The following is a 19,070-nucleotide window of genomic DNA, read 5'->3' as shown; positions in this document are numbered from 1 at the left end:
CACTACGGGTCTTTTCTTTTGTATTATTGTTATGCTAAGTGCATGTGCTAATACTGATGGTACACGTTATGCAGCGGTAAAAACCGTACATAACAACCCTGCTTGTCATATTAGCTCGTCTTGGTGTGTAGAAAATTATACCTATGTCTCGCTTGCACCGACCCGACCCGTTAATTATGTTAAAGATGAACTATTATTGGTTTATGATCAAAAGCTTAACGAGCACGATGCCGAGCACTTATTAAAAACTTATAAATTACGCCCTAAAAATCGTGCTTTACTCGCTTCGGCGGGCTTAAATCTCATTACGGCTAAGACCAATGGTCAAGACCCCCTTCACTTAGAACAGGCTATCAATAATAAACAAAAAGATATTAAAGCCCAGACTAACAATTATTTTTATACTGGATCTATTGCTAATCCTTTAATTACCAGTACGGGGTATCCCTTTTCGTTCACAGGGATTGAGGCGGCTTATCCTTTTACTAAAGGTAAAGGGGTCAAAATTGGCATGGTCGATACGCCTGTAGATATTTTTCATGAATCACTCCGAGGTAAGGCGATCACTCTACAAGGCTCTGTAGAGCGAGACCCTAAAACTTTGCAGCATGGTACTGAGATTGCTGGCACGATGGTCAGTAGTAATCCTAGGGTCGGTATCGCCCCCGAAGCTTCTTTATATGTCGCACCTGCTTTTGGTAAGAGCACTGATAATAAAGGGACTGCTGCGGATATAGCCAAAGCTATTGAAGATTGTATTAAAGCGGATGTCGATATTCTAAATTTAAGCTTTGCCGGTGAACAGGATGATCTGGTTGATACTATGGTCAAACAAGCACTGCGTAACAAGATTATTGTCGTAGCCTCTGCGGGTAATAATGGCCCTAATGCTAAACCCGCCTACCCTGCTGCTTTAGACGGTGTAATAGCAGTGACGGCTATTGATAATAAACAAAATATCTTTTCTAAAGCGAATCGCGGTAACTATATTGATTTAGCCGCTCCGGGGGTAGGCATTCTAACCACCGCACCACATAGCTCTTATAAACTGGCTTCGGGTACTTCAATAGCCACTGCTCATGTCTCAGGTTTGATTGCACTCTTGCTCTCCATGCAACGTCAAGGTTTTGACCCTAATATTTTAACTAAAACAGCTATCGATTTAGGTCAAGATGGGCGCGATAATGACTATGGATATGGTTTAGTCAATTTAAGTCAGGCACTAAAAGCATTAAAATAACTATGCCATAATGAACTTATAATGGAGCTACTGAGTGATTAGTACTTTTCTACTACACTCAGTATTTCTTTGAGGAAACCAATCAAATGCGTATTTACTTTTTTGCAGTATTCATCTTTTGCATATTCATGTTAGGTGCTGCACTTTTCTTACAGTTAGTCATGGGTTTGCAGCCCTGTCCTTTATGTGTATTACAGCGCATGATCTTAAGTGTGATTGCGGTTTTGGCATTGCTGGCAACGATTCTTACCACGCGAGATGGCTGGCTACCACGCTTGTGGAGCTTATTACTGTTTTTAGGCGGCGCTGCAAGCTTAGGGGTGTCTATTTATCAAGTTTGGTTAGTAAGCCAACCTAAAGAAGCAGCAGCCTCTTGTGGACCTGGGCTAGAAGTAGCGATTGATAAGGCAGTAGCTTATTTGCCCCAAGGCGAGTGGACTGAATTGCTGTACCGTAGTACCGCGTCTTGTACCGATGGTTTAAGTAAATTCTTTGGGATTGAAGTAGCGGTGTTGACTTTGCCCGTCTTTATCGTATTGGCATTATTCTTACTATGGCTACTTTTTAAACGCTACGATGAGTATTATTACTAAACTTTGAGTAGCCTAGAGCGCCAAAGAAAAGGGTAGTACGACACTACCCTTTTTTATTTTTTAAACACAACCTGTAGGTTTAGGCAGACCACCGTATTTAGTAATCGGTTTCATCGGCCCCGTTTGCCACATTTTAAACAGTTCTTTCTGATCTACATTAATATACTTGGCAAATTTACGAATGGGTGGAACCACTGCGTGCTCCTCATAAAACTCACGCGCTTTATCAATCTGCGCCCATTGTTCAGCACTTAAATTTACGCCGTCAGCCTCAGCCATCGCTTGACCAACCTCTGGAGTCCACTTATCCATACTTAATAAATAACCATCGCCATCACGTTCTGGTAAATCACTCATACTTTGGCTCCTAATCCAAGTTTTTTAGTAGGTTATTATGATCTGGTAATGCACAAAAAGTCGATCTTCCAATAGGAGTAGGTGGATTTAGTCGCTTAAGGAACTTTCCACAAGGATCTTAGGACTATAAGATCATGGACTTAAACCCCATTATCCTTGCTGTTAGGAGTCATACCATGCTCAAGTCCCCTGTTCGTGCCTTAGTAATCGTGAGTTTTTTAGTCACTGGTATATCAGTAGTACAGGCTGCTGATCCTAATACCTGTAGCTCCTCTTTTTATTGCTATGGCTCTACAGCCACTCCCGCAGGCGCTACCCCAGTACGCGTTGTAGTAGAAGGCTCGAATAATCAAGGCACTCTTATTGAAAATGTGCGGCGTGATGTGGTAGCCGCCCCCGCTCGCCCTTTAGCTCCAGTACGTACTCCTGTCGTGATACGCCCCTCAGTCACTCGTACTACTAACCTAACGCCGACTAACACAGCGCGTCCAGTATTAGCCTCACCCGTGGTAAACTTAGCCACACGCCCCTCCGTACTGGACGCTAATATTCGCGTTGCAGTACCAGTGCGTCGTGTCATAGTACAACCCACCACGCGAACACAGGCACAACCTACCACACGTACTACTACAACACGTCTCGCGCCTCGCCCTATTAACCGCCGTGTAGCAACTACTTCAGCTAGTACCAATAGCTGTGATTCACTAATCAGTAAAGCTAATAAAGCAGAAAGCCAAGGGGTGATCTTTGCTAAAACAGGCCAATCGAATCTCTCACGCCAATCCTTCCAAGCAGCCGCAGGTTTTCGCTCACAAGCTAAAAGTTTAAATTGCAGCGTTTAAGCTCTTGGTTCACAGTAGTGCTCACTGAAGTACTACTGTGACAACCTGATTATGATTACACCACAAACTATTATTCATTTTTGGTATACCCCCCCACTCTCTGAGCATTGGTTTAGTTCTACCCCAGACATTGATGCCTTAATTCGCAACGACTATGAAACTCTTTGGCAACAAGCGGCGGCTGGGCAATGGGATACTTGGCGAGATAGTCCAGAAGGCTGTTTAGCTTTGTGTATTATTCTGGATCAATTTCCTTTGAATATGTTTCGTGGGCAAGCTAAAAGCTTTTCCACTGAGCAAGACGCTGTAAAGATTACTAAACATGCGCTCGCTCAAGGTTTTGATCAGCAATTAACCTCCGAACAACGTATTTTTCTCTATATGCCTTTGATGCATAGTGAACATCTAGCCGATCAAGCGCTTGCGGTAGCCTGCTTTGATAAGGCGGGTTTGGAGGGAAACCTACGTTTTGCTAAACACCATCAAGCGATTGTAGAACGCTTTGGACGCTTCCCGCATCGCAATGCTATTTTAGGTAGAGAAAGCACGCCTGCTGAAATTGAGTATTTAAACTCACCCGAAGCTTTTAAAGGTTAAAAAGACCTACTGCTCATGAGGCGTATGCACTTGTGTACGCCCCGCATGATGATAAATACGCAAGCTCTTATGGCAATAGGGACACTCATGCAAGGTAGCTACACGCATCTCTTGTTGAATTTCGCGCATTACACTTTGGGCATCGGCGCGACTGACTCCTAAAGTTTGACGTAGTTGCTCTAGGTGAGGCAACGCAGTAGGGCTTAGATGTCCCAAGTTATAAGCACCATAGACCGCTTGACGGAATGCCTCGCGCCGACGATTTAGCTCATTAATTAAACCCGAACTTAAAATAGCTGCGGGTAAGGAAGCAACCGCAATCCCCCCAATCACTAGCAAACCCGCGAATATTTTGCCTGCATTGGTGACTGGTACAGCGTCACCATACCCAATCGTGGTCAAGGTGACTACTGACCACCACAATGCCCTTGGAATACTGCCAAAGTCTTGCGGTTGGATATGCCCTTCTAACATATACATCACGGTAGCTGAGATTAGTACTAGCACAACTAAAATAAAAAAAGCGGAGAGTAAAGTCTCGGCCTCTTGGCGAATGAGAGTACTCAATAAATTCATCGAGCGCGAATAGCGGGCAATTTTTAAGAGTCGCAGTAACCTAATACTGCGCAGGATACGTAAATCTATGCCTAACCAAGTACTCAGATAAAACGGCAAAATCGCTATTAAATCGACCAATGCCATAGGACTCAATATATATTTGAGGCGTTTGGTAACGGCTGTTCCCTTGAGGTTTGAGTGCTCTACACTAATCCAAACACGTGTTAAGTACTCCATGGTAAAGATAGCCACAGAAATACTTTCAAACAGTCTAAAATAAGGTTCATACTCCGCATAAAGCTCTACTTCAGACTCTAAGATCACAGCTAGGATATTCAGCACGATCAAAGTCCCTAATACACCGCTACTCAACCAGCTTTCCCAGCCTAGACGGGGTTGCTCCAAGATCACAAACAGGCGCTGACGTAAATAAGCACAGCTTGGCATGATCAACTCCTCAGTAAATATCCTGATTCAATCATTATAAATCAGCTTATAGGTTAAAAACGTGGCATAGTTCAGTGCTAGATTTTAGGCTAGACCGCAACGGGCTAATAAGTGTAACGGGGATGGCATGTCATTAGTTAATTTTACCGAGTTACTAGGTAGCTCATCATTTTATCAATTAACCACCCTAGTCGTGTTAGCAGCGCTAGTGGGGTTTATAGGGCTACTACTACGTCAACCCATGATTGTGAGCTTTATTGCAGTGGGGGTCTTAGCGGGACCTTCGGCACTCAATATTGTGCAATCCAAAGAATATATTGAATTACTGTCTGAGCTAGGCGTCGCTCTATTACTCTTTTTAGTAGGATTAAAGCTAGATTTAAAATTAGTGCGCTCTTTAGGTGTAGTCTCCTTGGCGACTGGGTTAGGGCAAGTATTTTTTACCTCAGTGATCGGATTTGCACTCGGTTTAGTATTGGGCCTAGATGTGATTACCTCATTATATGTGGCGGTTGCACTCACCTTTTCTAGCACCATTATTATTGTGAAATTGCTTTCGGATAAAAAGGAAGTGGACTCCCTTCATGGGCGCATTGCTATAGGCTTTCTGATTGTACAAGACTTAGTGGTAGTGTTGGCTATGATGGTGTTATCAGCCTTTGGGATTGGGGCGCAAGGGCAAGAGCATTCATCCCTTTTACTGCATCTGGGCACGATATTATTTTACGGTGTCATGATGTTAGTGCTGGTGGGATTATTCATTCGTTATCTAGCGAATCCTTTAGTGGGCAAAGTCATGCACTCCACTGAGCTATTAGTAACTTTTGCTATTGCTTGGGCGGCTTTGCTAGCAGCATTGGGGCATTATTTAGGGTTTAGTAAGGAGTTAGGGGGCTTATTAGCGGGCGTGTCGCTGGCCTCTACCCCCTTTCGAGAAGCCATAGTGGCACGTTTGGCATCGTTGCGAGATTTCTTATTATTGTTCTTCTTCATTGCTTTAGGCATGCACCTAGATTTGAGTTTATTAGGCGCACAAGTGACACCCGCGCTGATTTTCTCGGTATTTGTTTTGATTGGTAATCCCTTGATTGTACTAGCTATCATGGGCTATATGGGTTATCGCAAGCGCACTGGGTTTTTAGCAGGCTTAACCGTGGCACAAATTAGCGAGTTTTCTCTTATCTTTATGGCGATGGGGTTAAGCCTGGGGCATATCACACCTGAGTCATTAGGTTTAGTCACGTTAGTAGGCTTAATCACCATAGCGCTCTCGGTCTATATGATTACCTATTCACATACGCTGTACGTTTGGCTGGAGCCTCTGCTAGGTATATTTGAGCGACGTATTCCTGTGCGTGAATTAAATGAGATAGATGAGTCTCAAGCGCAACAAGCGCACGATATTTTATTATTTGGTTTAGGGCGTTATGGCTCGGCATTAGCGCAACGATTACACCAACAAGGCTTTACGATGCTGGCAGTAGACTTTAACCCTGATGAGGTTAAGCAGTGGCAAGCGATGGGCTATCACGTTATTTATGGTGATGCGTGTGACCCTGAGTTTATTAGTCATTTACCCCTTAATGGGGTCAAATGTGTCATTTCAGCTATGTCGCAGCATTCTATAGGGGTCACGCATGAAGACCCTAACCTGATGTTACTAGATGCACTCAAAGCACAACATTATAAAGGGATCATAGCGGTTTCAGCACAGCAGGTAGAAAATATGACCGAGATAGAGCTACTCAAACAACGCGGGGCGGCTTTAGTCTTTCAACCTTATTATGATGCTGCTGAGCAAGCAGCCGATAAACTGAAAGCCCTATTAGCCTCGGAACTTCGGTAAATTGTTATGCAAACATTTCAAAATATCTTATATCTCAAACACGCTTTAAAACAGGCGTCCACTACAGGATTACAGCAAGCCCTACGCCTAGCGCATCACAATCAAGTACCACTAACGGTCTTAGCGTTATATCCCGATCTACCCCTAGAGCAGATTACTTATCGAGACGCCTATTGGAGTGCCCTGTATGAAAATGCAGAACAGTTATTGAATACTACTCAAGCACAAATGGGTTGGGCAGAGGCTGAGTGGGTAGAAATTAAATGGCACTGGGCTAATTTAAACTTGCCAGCCGCAGTCAGTACCGTCAAGCAAGTGTTGCGCTCAGGACACGATTTGCTCATTAAAGAGGCTGAACTTAAAAATAATGGGATAGGCTTTAAAGCACTGGATATGACCTTACTACGCAAATGCCCCTGCCCCGTTTGGCTAGCTTACCCTCAGCCTATAGCTGCTAACTGGCGTATAGCTGTTGCAATTAATCCAGAAAGCCGCAGTATGGAAGAGCAGCAGCTTTCCATACGCCTATTACAGTTGGCTCAACATTTAGCGGAGCAGAGTACTGGAAAGCTAGCGATTGTATCTTGTTGGGACTACCCTTTTGAAGACTATCTACGCTACAACGCTCGCGTTAATGTACCTCATGAGGTAGTACTGAAAAATGTTTTAGATACCCAAAACACTCACCGAGCATTACTAGAAGATTTATTGAGTCATGTAGGTAATCCACTGGCGGCAAACCAACGGGTTTATCACTTACGCGGGATAGCAGACAAAATTATCCCTCAATGGTTAGCCCATCACCCTATTGACTTATTGGTCATGGGTACGGTGGCAAGAAGTGGTATCAAAGGCTTTTTAATGGGTAATACTGCTGAAAATATTGTCGAGGAGCTAGCTACTTCGCTCTTAGCTTTAAAGCCGGAGGGCTTTGTTTCTACTATCACCCTAGACTAACTCTAGTTTGCATCACATTCATTCCCACCTACTTTTTGAATTGTGTTTATTTTAAGCAGCTCCTATTTTTATAAGCTGGCTATAAATGACTCTAAGCTTGAATAACTCTCAGCACGCTAAGCTTAGATTTTAGGCTAGTGGCTAAAAGTTATAGAGTAGAGAACCTCAAAATCTCTAACCTCTTAGCTCATAAAAATGTTAAGAAATGTTGCACCCCTCTTAGCGCCTCACCGTAGATGTGGAATAATCTGGGCTAAAATTAGCCAGCTTCTATGACTAAGCTTTAGTTTAATACCCCACTGATTAGTCTTTGTAATTCAATTAAGAAAAAACCAAATAATAACAAAATGTTTTAATGAGTAGCGTTAGGAATATATATGCAGCTATCCGAAGAAACTATACAAAAAGCGGATTCGACTATTGAAGCACTAGCATTAAAACTAGAGCAAGCTAATAAAGAGTTAGCGGCTAAAGCGACTCAAGAAAAGCATTTAGCCGCACAAGATATTGTAAAAAACTATATTATTGGCAATATGTCTTTAGGCTTATTACCTTTACCTTATTTTGATTTGGCGGCTATGGCTGCTACGCAGTTAAGTTTAATTAAGAGTTTAAGTGAGCATTATAATATTAGTTATGATGAGCAAATGGGAAAGTTATTTCTCACCTCTTTAATTAGCGGCTCAGCCCCTGTTTTAACCGTGATAGGTTTAAGTAGCTTTATTAAAATTATACCCGGAATTGGTAGTATTACAGGAGGAGTGAGTTTAACATTACTAGCGGGAGCTGTTGCATATGCCACTGGGCAAGTATTTATTAGGCATTTTGAATCAGGAGGTGACTTTGCTAATTTAGAATCTAGCCAGTGGAATAGCTTTTTTAAAGAGCAAATAACCATAGGCAAGCAATACATTAAAACCAAATTAAAATCAATGAAAGACAAATAATATTAGTTTAATTACTCTAATAACTATTAAAGCTTAAACACCTTATAGCCATAGTTCATATATTCAACCCCAATTTTCACTTTTATCCTTAATCAACTCACTTAGCCTATTTTAGGTAATCTAATTTATTTTTGCATAACTCTGCTTTCTATACTATTTATTGGTATAAATACAAATATATTTAACAGATAATTAACTCAGCTAGTCATGCCTGTATAAGAGGCTGTTTTGATTGCATGCTCAACCAAAAGTATTTTTTATGAAAGCTCTTTCAACATAAACTAGCATTTACTAATAAGAACACATTATATACAAAGCAAAAATAATAATACTTAACCAAGAAGTATTTATGAATCCCCTATAAATATTAAATATCGCCTATATTTTATGATGAAATTTTAGAAGATCATGTATGATAGTATAGGCTGTTACATAACCAAAATTAGCGAATCCTTGGTTAAAAGGCTGAAACTGATGTGTAAGTGTGGCTTAAATTGGATGGTTGCTTCCCAACAGCCATAATATTCTTTTAGATAAAAAATATCTTTTTAATTATTTGATTATATTAAGTTTAGTTAACTTAGCTAGTTAACTTATTAGCTAATCATTTCTTATCTACCTACCTTACTGTAAGAAATGAATAGATAATTAGAGAGGGTGTTACATTGTGTTAGAGAAAAGATCTATTAAATATCTTCTGATGATAGATACAGATTATATTTTTTTACAGAACATTGAAAAATTTATGATCAAATACAATTATCAAGTCAGCCTAGCGAATAATAGCGACTCTATTCCTAGTATACTGAAAAAAAATCGTTTTGATCTTATTTTGTTAGAGCATGACCTCCCCAACAATAAAGGGTTATACTGGCTAAAATGGATTAACAATGAATACCCCACCCTCCCTGTAATGATGACTTCTAACAGGTTAAATGAACATGAGAGGCTAGAAGGCTTAGAAAATGGCGCAAGAGACTATTTAACCAAGCCTTTCCACGAAAAAGAGCTGTTAATTCGTACAAATAATATACTACGTAAAGAGGAAAATATAAAGAGCAAAACGCTAGAAATAAAGATTGGTAATGTCTTATTTAACACTGCTACTAATAGCTCTGTACACGACAAAACCACTAACTTATTGATTTAGCATGTTTGTCATGGAGATGGTGAAAGTCCACCGCTCCTATGTTTTACTCTCTAGTTACCACACAGGAGAGCAAAATGGATCTGAGCGATGGACTACGTGACAGTTTAAAAGCCCACTTGAGTTGGGGCAAGCCCCGTTTGGATTGTTTTGTGGGAATGCTGCAGTACTTTGCTGAGTGCGCGACAAATGAATTTGGCGTTGTTGGCGGTACACATAGATTCTGACACCGACATTGGTTCCCGCTATCGACGGATGCAACGCTTTTTTAGCCAAGTGTTCTTTAATTACAATGACATTGCCCATTTTCTTATGGGAATGTTCGCCTTTAGTGGTCAACAATACTACCTCACACTCGACAGAACCAACTGGAAATGGGGCAAATCCAACCTCAATCTCCTGACTTTGGCGGTTGTTTACCAAGGTGCGGCTATCCCCGTTTACTGGATGGTGTTGAACAAACGCGGTAATTCTAACCAACGTGAACGTATTGCCCTGCTGCAACGATTTATCAGCCAATTCGGGCGCAACAACATCTTGGGTGTGTTGGCTGACCGTGAGTTTATTGGTGGTCAATGGTGGAAGTGGTTGTCTTCCAAAGAGATTCCCTACTTGATTCGTATCAAGGGTAATCAGTTGATGACCGACAAACACAAAAAAGAGGCGCATGTCCGCTCGCTGTTTGCCAACCTCAAGCCGGGTAAACGGCGCGTTCTCCGTCACCGTCGCGACGTTAGCGGGGAATGGGTTTGGCTCAGTGGCTCAAAGCTGCCCAGTGGTGAGTTGTTGATTATCGCCAGCAACCACTACACGGCTGATCCCATTGGCACTTATCGGCTACGTTGGGAAATTGAAAACCTGTTCCAATGCTTGAAAGGGCGTGGTTTTCACATGGAAGCCACTCACTTCACCAAACCCCTCGCATCAAAAAGATGATGGCGTTGCTTGCCATTGGCTTCTGTTGGGCGCACAAAGTCGGCGAATGGAAGGAAAAAGCCGTCAAGCCTTTGAAGACGAAAAAACATGGACGCAAAGAGCAAAGTGTCTTCCGTTACGGCTTGGACTACTTGACCGATTTATTGAATGGAAGGGTACGGGAAAAAGTGGATAGGCTTAGGCTGCTGCTTCTGTTCCTTTGTCCACCACAATTCATGGCGATCGAGGATGGACGGATGAAACTCAGGCGATTTTCTTTTGAAAAAGATTCAATGAGTTAAGCGAATTGTCGTGTACAGAGTACTAATAGTATAAAAAAAGAAAACATTGAAGCTAAACTAACCTTAATTGAGGCTAATATTTTAAAAATACTATATCTTAATGCGCAATCGGTTGTTAGTCGTGATGAAATTATGAATAGTACTAAAGGCAGTATTCATAATCCTTTAGATCGTAGTATTGATATACATATTAATAAAATCAGGAAAAAGATCGAAGATGATCCTGCAAACCCTCGTTATATTAGCACTATTAGGGGAATAGGTTATAGATTAAACATGAGCTGAAATAGGTATTTGCTGTCTGTAGTAAAGATTGGGTTACCTTTAGATTGCCTAAAACCCAGTAGGTATATAACAGTACAATAGCATTTTTTAGCTAACTGGTAATAAATGTTTCATAAAAAACCGCCTATCCTCAGATTAGGATAGGCATGAATAGCGTTAACACTAAAAATTAGTCACTAAATTTACACTGGTGATAGTATCAGTTTTCTTTAAAGCACCTAATACCTTACTATTATTACGTACTGTATAACTCACACTGAGCATGACTTTTTGAGACATGGCCACATTAAGCGCTGTGACTGATTCACTAAAAGTATTTTTATTACCCGCTTGAACCAATATATCCTCAGTCAAAGTAGTATTTTTAGTAAGACGCCCTGCGTATTTCAAACCAAAATGCTTAACTGCTTCATTACTTTTTTCAGCGGTACTCATGTAAGTGGTCTTACGCGCACCGACCCCAAGTTCAGTATTTAAGGTATGCTTATCCGTATTGATCAGCTTGCGTCCGTAACCCACCACATCCGCCACTCGATCTTTAATGTTGGCAAACTCATCTTTGTCATAACTCACAAAGTTAAACGCGTAACTCTGAGGATTAATCAAATAATCCAGTTTATGACTCAAACCATAGCGTTCAGCGATACGTGTACCCGCATTTTCAGCAAAATAGAGATTGCCTGTTCCGGTATGCCGCCATTTTTCGCCTACATGACGCACGGTTAGCCCTGCTGTTAAGCTGCTGCTTTCTGTATTTCCCGTGGATAACACCAAGCCTGCTAATGCTTGACCTGACCAGCCTTTTTTCTGTGTAGGATCAATCACTTTATTATTATTAAATAAACGAGTAGCAGAACCACTGCCTTGCTGATCTGCTGACAGGAAATCTCCTCCCGCAGCATCAGCAGGGGGTGCAATAGGCATATCAGCATACACAAGGCCAGACATTACTATTAAAGTAGAACAAGTCCCTAGTAGGAGTGAACGGGTAATACAAATTGAGGTCGACATCATGTCAAAGCGCCTGTATATAATCACTAAATAATGTCGAATTTTAGCCAGCACCGCTCCTTGATGAGAAGCGATATTAACATTAATTAACACTTAAGCTATTGATAGGCTTTTGACTTTTTCTTGACTTGAATAAGAGTGCAACTATGCCACCCGCAACGATGCTATAGCTAAGAGCAGCTGCTATACCCTGAAGTTGCACAATGAATTGAGGCATATTAATGCTACTAAAATTACCCTCAACGCCAAAAATACCTACAGCTACAGCACCCCACAAACCACCTATCCCATGAATAGCGATTAAGTGTGCGGCGGGAATCTGCCATGCTTGCTTTAAGAATACGCGACGTAACCAACTTACCCCCACAGGTTGTAGTAAACCTGCAACGCCCCCGATAACCAAAGCTTCTAAGTGACCTACTAACTGTGCGCCCGCTACGATAGCCACTAAACCTGCTATAAAACCATTGGTGACATAGATCAACTCAGAGGGATTACGGTGAAATAGACGGTAATAACTAAAGGTCGCCGCAGCCCCCATAGCACTCGCTAAACTAATATTAACCAAGGCTAAATCGAGCTGTTCACGACTACTAGCTAAACTTCCCGCCACAAACCCCAAGGCAGCTAACCACATTAATAGGCTCGCTTGGGACGAGTAAGTCGGGGCGTAATAATCTTGCTCTGTAAACTCCTCAACGAAGTTATTCCCTAATTTCCATGTCAATAACAGTGCAAACCAAGCAGTAACCATATGAATAGCGACCGCCCCTGCTTGATCAATAAACCCTACCTCTTCTAGCCATCCCTTATTATTGGGGTCGAAATGCCCAGCCCAGACCCAATGACTAAAGACGGGGATTAATAACATGCTTACCAAGGGCGCTAGCAATAGATGTTTTAGCAACGATAACTGCATACCGACTATTCGATACACCAACATGACGGCAAACAAAATAAAAGTGGTCTGATATAAAACAAAACTACCAAACGGTACACTGACCTGTGTATCTTTTACTTGACTAGGGTTAGTAAAAACATAACTACTGATACCTATCAATCCCTGACTGGATTGACCATACATCAGGCCAAAACCCACCAGAAAAAACCCTAAGAACCCCACTGCACACACTAATAAAGCAGCTTGATGGTGTTTAATATCTCCCATAACCACTTGTGTATTAAAGCGCTTAGCCATTAACAACAAGGCTATAGGCGCCAAAAACCCTAATATAATCGCTATCATTAACCATAAGTGTGTTAAGCCCTGCTCTAAGGCGCTCTCCGTAGGCGACCCAGTGCGCGTACTATTCGCTTGTTTAAGCGAAGTGGACAATAGATCTAAGCGTTCTGCTAGGGTGCTAATACGTAATAAAATTTCATATAGGCGCACTGAGTTATCTTCAATCAGTGATTTTTGTGAACTTATATCTGAAGCATTAGCACGCACATCACGCGATAACGCCAATAACTCCTCACGCAGCTTATCTAGATTTTCTTGAGTGGTACTGATCCCTTTAGTGCCATCATCAAGGCGTTTACTGGCTTCTTGAAATTTAGTTTCTAGTAAGGCTAAGGCATCACTAAAGGTCTGCAAGCTACCCCGTTGCTGCTCTAATGAGCCACGTTGTGCCGTCATATCTTGATTGAGCCTTTCGACTAATTGCTGCAACGCCAAGGGATCAGTAGCTATGATGGGTTTAGCCAGTGTAGGAGTTATTGTAGGCTGTGCTGCACCACTACTCACCGCTGAGGGAGCCGTTAATAAAGTACTGGTAGCACTATTCTCGCCCATTACGACTGAGGCAGGCTGGCTAGGGGTCTGATTATCTAAAGCCATTACTCTACTTGGTAAAATAATAGCTAATCCAATCACCCATAGCAGGTGCAACAGATGCATACGATAGATAGAAACCATAAAATCCTGTTCCTCAATCTGGGGGCGGCTTAACTGTATCGGTGACTAAAGCAGCGCAACCTTGTAGGGGTTGGCTCAGTGTTTGTAGCGCTTGCCTAAGATGATTAAATAAACTTTCATTACTACTAGAAATAGCCAACATCATCGTGCTGGGGGTAGCAAACTCGACTGACATAGGCGTTGCTACCAATACTGGGGTTTGATTTTCTTGACCTAAAATCGTGGCGGCTACACGACTTTGATAAAAAGCTTTATCCGCTACTAACGCATCAATACGCCCAACAATCAGATCGAATAGACCGCTTTCTAAAGTTTCGTAAGGACGGAGTTGAGCAAAATTACTGTAATGATCTAGTAAGTAAAAATGCAATACCGAGCCTTGTTGCACACCTAAGATAGTACGTTGAAAATCTTCAGGTTTATTACGTTTTTGATACTCTTTGGCTTGAATAAAGACGGGCTGAAACTGGCATAAGGGTGCGGCCAAACTAAGTTGGTCAATATCGGGAAACACCACTTGATCAATCACCAAGACCCCGTTTAATTGATACGTTTGTATCTGCTGTACTAAGTCGTAAAAATCCCCAGTCACAAACTCACATTGAGCATTAATTTTTTTACATACCTGATTTAAACGTTCCGATAAAATGCCCTGCGCTTTTTGGTACTTATCCATCCATACATAGGGATAGCGTTGTTTATCTATACCTATATAAAGTGTTATAGGTTTTTGCTCTTCTGCTTTAAGTGCAGTACTCAATAAACAGATAACCCCTAATACTAATAACCAATATTTCATGGTGCCACCGCTTCTTTTTTAATAAAGAGTGGTTTTGAGTATAAATAGGTATCAGGGGATAACTCTAAAATAGGCTTATCAGGTTTACCAAACTGTTGCAGATTTAACAGATTCACTGTTACCTCAGGCAAGCCTTTTAAACGCTCGGCAAATTCGTGAACTTTCAAACCGCTTAATAAAGGACTATAAACCTGCATCTCACGCATACTTTGTAGATTCACATCTGTGCGCTTAGTAAATAATAGACTTATATTAGGGTCAGTACTTTGTTCATCAAATGAAATAGCAGGTATTTTAAAAAAGGCTAAACTATTATTAAGCTTTTCTATCAAAGTAGTATTGATTCCTTTATAATAGGGTACTAATAAAGCCTCTGTATTTAAAGACAGCTTCCCATAGCACGCGACTAAAGCACGCTCTATTTCAGCCCCACCTAATAAAGAAAACGGTATCTCACAGCCTACTAAATTAAGGTTTTTCTTTTTCGCTAAGGGCTGCCATAAATCATAGCCAGAAGCTTTGCGTCCTTCAGGCGTGTTCTCGTAAATCACTCCAATACTTTGAAATTGCAGGATTTCATGTGCTAAATCTAATAAATAACTGCGATGATCATCCGTATGCATACGTTGCGCAAATACTTGCGAAAAATCCGTAACCGTGTGTTCTGGATGAAGTTTTTGCTGATATTGCGTAAAACGCTTCACCAGATAGGGAATATGAATAGCGGGTATATTTTGCCACTGCCCTTGTTGCCAGACATGAAAAAAGTAATTTTTGCCTAGCATCTCTCCAGTAGCATCAAAAGCATGTAAACCTGTTAAGCCGACCCAAGCAGGCATATAACGTAAGGTAGAGCTTAATAAAGGCGGTAAAGTAGAGCCTGCTCTTTCAATACCTGAAACTAATAGCATCACCGAATCATAACCCTGTGCCGCGCTATAATCAGGCTCGGTTTTGTAGCTATTTTTATAAGCCTGAATAAAATGCTGATTCAATACACTACGATCATTAATACGATATAAGGTCGGGGCAATAATATTTTGTGCGCTATTACTAATTAAATTAGCAAATTCAATATTATTTAATGAGTCATTACCCAAAATGGGTTGATTTAAGCCCAACTCGCGCAACTGCTTAATCATTCTAGCCGTAGGTTCTGCTGATGCCGCTATAAAAACAGCATCAAAATTTTCATTATTAAACCTTGAGATAATGGAGCGATAATTCGTTTCCTTTTCAAAAAAGGAGATACGCTTGACTAATTTAATACGCTCACTAATAGCAGCATCTTCAAATAAAAAGGCTAATTCACGATTTAAATCATCACGGGCATATAAGACTACAATACGTTTATAGCCTAAAGTAGTGGCTACATTCGCTAATTGCGCCGCCATCACCGAGGTATTGGGTGACATACGAAACACATATTGAAACCCATGCCCTGTCAAGGTTTGTGCTGTAGCAAACGAAGACAGAAATACTATTTGACTGCGCTCATACATCACGGAAGCAGGCACAGCAATACTCGATAAGCGATGACCAATAACTGCTACAGTGCGCGGATCAGCAACAATACGTTCAATGCTGCTTTTAGTTGCCTCAAATGTACTGCCTTCGGTTTCCGTTTGTATTTTTAGAGTACGTCCTAGCAGTTTTTCCGGACGTTGATTAATTTCTTGGACTGCGAGTCTTACACCATTGATAAAACTAGCACTATTACTTGGCTGAATCGCTACAAATTGGATGTCACCTTTGTTTTGGCGTGCATACTCTAAGCGATACTCCGCCATACCCTCTAAGTCAGTGGTGCAGGCTGTCAACAGCAGCGACCAGATCACTAGCAGCAAACAACTAAGGCTTCTCATGTGGAGCATCTACTTTAGGATCAGGTAGGGAGTTGGTCAAAGCTGGCTGATTGAGGCTAGTAGGGGCTGGACTATTAAGTGATGGACTACTAATTATCGTATTAGGAGTTACTGACCCACTCAGTGGAGTGGCAGTAGTGGGTGAAGCGGAAACGCCTGAATCTGTATTTAAAATTAAAGGCAAACCATCTTTACCGCCGCCAATCACTACAATTTTGGCATTAGGTGATTGTGCCAAAGCTTTAGTCGCTTCAATCCCTTTGTTTTGTAAAACATTAGGCGTTAGAGATTGACCCAAAATAGTGTGATAGTTTTTAATGCCTTCGGCTTCAATCGCTAAACGTTCCGCCTCACGTTTAGCCGTTTCCATCCTAAACTCATAGGATTTCATATACTCTTCTTGCTTCAGCTTATCTTCAATCGCCCCCACAATCGTAGGCGGTAAAGTAATACTACGAATAATAATATCCTCTACTTCCACATAGTTCCGCCCTACCTCATCCAATGCGGTCAGAATGGCATTGGTCATTAAACCTTCTTCATTAGTATAAATTTGCTCGGCGGTATAGTTACCTAACTGCTTACGCATCACCGACTCAATCTGCGGCAAAATCACGCGCGTCAGGTAATCCGGCCCAATACGTTGATGCAACACACCCAATAATTCATATTCTGGACGATAACGAATAGCTAACGCGAGATGAACACTTAAACCTTTGTTAGAAATGACATCAAATTCGTGATAAGCCACTTGCTTACGTATTTCATAGAGATACAAAGTATCGAGTGGGCTAAAAATATGTAAGCCTTCGGTATAGATTTTGTCGATCTCAGTCCCACTAAAGCGGCGAAATAGAATGCCTGCCTCACCGGGTTGAATCGTGATGACAATACGCCCCCAGAAAAACACCACGAGTAGTGCTAAAAGCAAAAATAATACTATTAAAATGGGTAATTTGCGGCTAAACCAGCTACGACTCTCAGTAGGGTTAAGGTTGTCACTATCAGGGTTTAGATCGATTTGGTTAGACATATTATCCGGCTTGGTAAAGCAGCAAGCTAGGGGTTAGGAGTGTTGCATTATCCATTCTTGTCAAAAAAAACGTCAATTCAACCTAGGCTGTTGATTGTTAAGATTTGTTATGCCCCCTCTACACTGTACGTTTTTTACGCATTAACTCACCATAACCAACCGCACCTATTAATAATAATAACGCACCTACTATCAATACGTTCAGCGCATTAAACCAGTGTGAAGTGGTAGAGGAATTAAAGGGCAGTAAATGACTAAACTCTTGATACCTAACTGGCTGAATATGTTGACCTGAAATAGGTACGGTATAGAGATAAAGCTTTAAAGTTTCAGGGACAAAGACCATCGACTGAACCGTCAACAGATTAAAAATCTCCTGAAAGGGATTAGCCTGATCTAACATAATAGTCATGACTTTGCTTACATCAGCGGGCTGTTGCGGCGTAAAATTTGCCATCGTGCGAAACCGATTCCAGCGCAGCGCATCATGACTTTCTAAACAATTCGCTGCCGAACTGGCTAATACAAAGCAATTCACCACAGCAATTTGATTTGTCTTACCCCAATAGTAATCCATACGATAATCACTTTGATCGGTACGTAACTGAGCAGGTGGCATAGGGGGCTGTTCTAATACCTGCACTGAGTCACGATCCGCCAGCAGAATATTATGGCTAAATGCATGAGGATAACGCGATAGCTCCTTAGCGGCTGCTCGAATCGTGCCTTGCGTACTTAATGTTTTGCGCAGATCAAATACAATCGAGCTGTCATTTGCAGGAATCGTGTAAGGTTGACGCAAAGGTGAATCTAAATGAGCTAGAAACAAGCCGTCTTGATTAAAACCAGAAATAATAGCGACATAGCCCGCAAAACCAATATTAACAATACCACCCTTTTTATTGCGATAGACCGTAATCGCTTGTAAGCTACGTAATGCATCACTGGTACGCCAATCCATATTGCGCCCTACTAGAGTAGCACCACCAACAGCAGCCTTACCCCAAACGCCAAAGCCAGAGCAATTAGTGCGCCGCCCCACATCAGGGATTAATTGCAATAGCCAATATTCATTTAAAGACAGCTCACCATCGCCTAATTGATCCCGACTAGAAATCTTCCAAGTCGAAGCAATGCCCTCGACCTCATCACGATACTCTTGATCAATATTGGGCTTAAGTACCGTGACCCGCTCACGAATCCATTGATTAAACGTGTCTTGAGTCACAAAGGTTTTTAAGTAGCTATCAATGCGCTGCTCAATATCGGGAAAGGTTTTTTTAAAAGTACGCCCTAACTCCTGACCCACTTGCAGGGCCGTTTTATCGGTTGTATCTATCTCAAACACGGGCACATTCGCTTGAGCGCTACCGACTAATAACCATACTAAGAGGATTAACCCGCGCAGCAT

At 41.6% G+C, this 19,070-nt stretch carries 19 protein-coding genes; 11 read left to right on the top strand and 8 right to left on the bottom strand.

From position 1 onward, the window contains the following. The first annotated feature begins 31 nt into the window (after positions 1-31). Both IPL34_RS05535 and IPL34_RS05530 read left to right on the top strand, forming a co-directional pair. Positions 32-1,240: a S8 family serine peptidase gene (locus tag IPL34_RS05535; protein ID WP_296838916.1), complete on the top strand. Its 1,209-nt coding sequence runs from the start codon at positions 32-34 to the stop codon at positions 1,238-1,240. A gap of 86 nt (positions 1,241-1,326) precedes the next feature. Further along, the gene (locus IPL34_RS05530; RefSeq protein ID WP_296838915.1) at positions 1,327-1,833 is read left to right on the top strand and encodes a disulfide bond formation protein B; all 507 of its coding nucleotides are present in this window, start codon (positions 1,327-1,329) and stop codon (positions 1,831-1,833) included. A 60-nt stretch (positions 1,834-1,893) separates the two neighbouring features. Here IPL34_RS05530 and IPL34_RS05525 read toward each other — a convergent pair whose 3' ends face one another. Next, positions 1,894-2,190 carry a TusE/DsrC/DsvC family sulfur relay protein gene (locus IPL34_RS05525; protein ID WP_296838913.1) on the bottom strand — a complete coding sequence of 99 codons (297 nt, stop codon included), beginning with the start codon at positions 2,188-2,190 and terminating at the stop codon, positions 1,894-1,896. Positions 2,191-2,366: 176 nt separating this feature from the next. On the opposite strand from IPL34_RS05525, the gene IPL34_RS05520 reads away from it, so the two are divergent. Further along, positions 2,367-3,032 carry a hypothetical protein gene (locus tag IPL34_RS05520; protein ID WP_296838911.1) on the top strand — a complete coding sequence of 222 codons (666 nt, stop codon included), beginning with the start codon at positions 2,367-2,369 and terminating at the stop codon, positions 3,030-3,032. A gap of 51 nt (positions 3,033-3,083) precedes the next feature. Further along, positions 3,084-3,629: a DUF924 family protein gene (locus IPL34_RS05515; protein ID WP_296838908.1), complete on the top strand. Its 546-nt coding sequence runs from the start codon at positions 3,084-3,086 to the stop codon at positions 3,627-3,629. A gap of 6 nt (positions 3,630-3,635) precedes the next feature. On the opposite strand, the gene IPL34_RS05510 is transcribed toward IPL34_RS05515, so the two are convergent. Then, positions 3,636-4,634, bottom strand: a complete 999-nt coding sequence (locus IPL34_RS05510; RefSeq protein ID WP_296838906.1) for an ion transporter — start codon at positions 4,632-4,634, stop codon at positions 3,636-3,638. Between the two features lie 127 nt (positions 4,635-4,761). Here IPL34_RS05510 and IPL34_RS05505 point away from each other — a divergent pair, with 127 nt between their 5' ends. From IPL34_RS05505 to IPL34_RS20730, 7 genes are all read left to right on the top strand, one after another. Continuing rightward, on the top strand, positions 4,762-6,480 hold the full coding sequence (locus IPL34_RS05505) for a cation:proton antiporter family protein (RefSeq protein WP_296838904.1): 1,719 nt from the start codon (positions 4,762-4,764) through the stop codon (positions 6,478-6,480). 6 nt (positions 6,481-6,486) lie between these two features. After that, complete coding sequence (locus IPL34_RS05500) at positions 6,487-7,437, top strand: universal stress protein (RefSeq protein WP_296838902.1); 951 nt, start codon at positions 6,487-6,489, stop codon at positions 7,435-7,437. Between the two features lie 377 nt (positions 7,438-7,814). Continuing rightward, on the top strand, positions 7,815-8,384 hold the full coding sequence (locus IPL34_RS05495) for a YcjF family protein (protein WP_296838900.1): 570 nt from the start codon (positions 7,815-7,817) through the stop codon (positions 8,382-8,384). Between the two features lie 667 nt (positions 8,385-9,051). Further along, entirely contained in the window at positions 9,052-9,534 is a 483-nt protein-coding gene (locus IPL34_RS05490; protein ID WP_296838898.1) for a response regulator, read from the top strand. Positions 9,535-9,720: 186 nt separating this feature from the next. Then, positions 9,721-10,467, top strand: coding sequence for an IS4 family transposase (locus tag IPL34_RS05485; protein ID WP_296838897.1), 747 nt, complete (start codon positions 9,721-9,723; stop codon positions 10,465-10,467). Continuing rightward, the gene (locus tag IPL34_RS05480) at positions 10,464-10,748 is read left to right on the top strand and encodes a hypothetical protein (protein WP_296835791.1); all 285 of its coding nucleotides are present in this window, start codon (positions 10,464-10,466) and stop codon (positions 10,746-10,748) included. Before IPL34_RS05485 ends, IPL34_RS05480 begins: the two co-directional genes overlap by 4 nt. Before the next feature lie 30 nt (positions 10,749-10,778). Further along, complete coding sequence (locus IPL34_RS20730; RefSeq protein WP_366931091.1) at positions 10,779-11,033, top strand: winged helix-turn-helix domain-containing protein; 255 nt, start codon at positions 10,779-10,781, stop codon at positions 11,031-11,033. A 162-nt stretch (positions 11,034-11,195) separates the two neighbouring features. On the opposite strand, the gene IPL34_RS05475 is transcribed toward IPL34_RS20730, so the two are convergent. From IPL34_RS05475 to IPL34_RS05450, 6 genes are all read right to left on the bottom strand, one after another. Beyond that, positions 11,196-12,047, bottom strand: a complete 852-nt coding sequence (locus tag IPL34_RS05475; RefSeq protein ID WP_296838893.1) for a YdiY family protein — start codon at positions 12,045-12,047, stop codon at positions 11,196-11,198. Between the two features lie 79 nt (positions 12,048-12,126). Next, positions 12,127-13,962 carry a hypothetical protein gene (locus IPL34_RS05470; protein WP_296838890.1) on the bottom strand — a complete coding sequence of 612 codons (1,836 nt, stop codon included), beginning with the start codon at positions 13,960-13,962 and terminating at the stop codon, positions 12,127-12,129. Positions 13,963-13,975: 13 nt separating this feature from the next. Then, complete coding sequence (locus tag IPL34_RS05465; RefSeq protein ID WP_296838887.1) at positions 13,976-14,761, bottom strand: transporter substrate-binding domain-containing protein; 786 nt, start codon at positions 14,759-14,761, stop codon at positions 13,976-13,978. Then, positions 14,758-16,626 carry an ABC transporter substrate-binding protein gene (locus IPL34_RS05460; protein ID WP_296838884.1) on the bottom strand — a complete coding sequence of 623 codons (1,869 nt, stop codon included), beginning with the start codon at positions 16,624-16,626 and terminating at the stop codon, positions 14,758-14,760. The genes IPL34_RS05465 and IPL34_RS05460 overlap by 4 nt, the downstream gene beginning before the upstream one ends. Then, complete coding sequence (locus tag IPL34_RS05455; protein ID WP_296838881.1) at positions 16,613-17,659, bottom strand: prohibitin family protein; 1,047 nt, start codon at positions 17,657-17,659, stop codon at positions 16,613-16,615. Before IPL34_RS05455 ends, IPL34_RS05460 begins: the two co-directional genes overlap by 14 nt. A 118-nt stretch (positions 17,660-17,777) precedes the next feature. After that, positions 17,778-19,070, bottom strand: coding sequence for a C45 family peptidase (locus IPL34_RS05450; RefSeq protein ID WP_296838879.1), 1,293 nt, complete (start codon positions 19,068-19,070; stop codon positions 17,778-17,780).

The organism is Thiofilum sp. (assembly GCF_016711335.1).
GTDB lineage: Bacteria > Pseudomonadota > Gammaproteobacteria > Thiotrichales > Thiotrichaceae > Thiofilum.
Note: the sequence above shows the minus strand (reverse complement) of the source record. Positions and strands in the feature narration are given on the sequence as shown.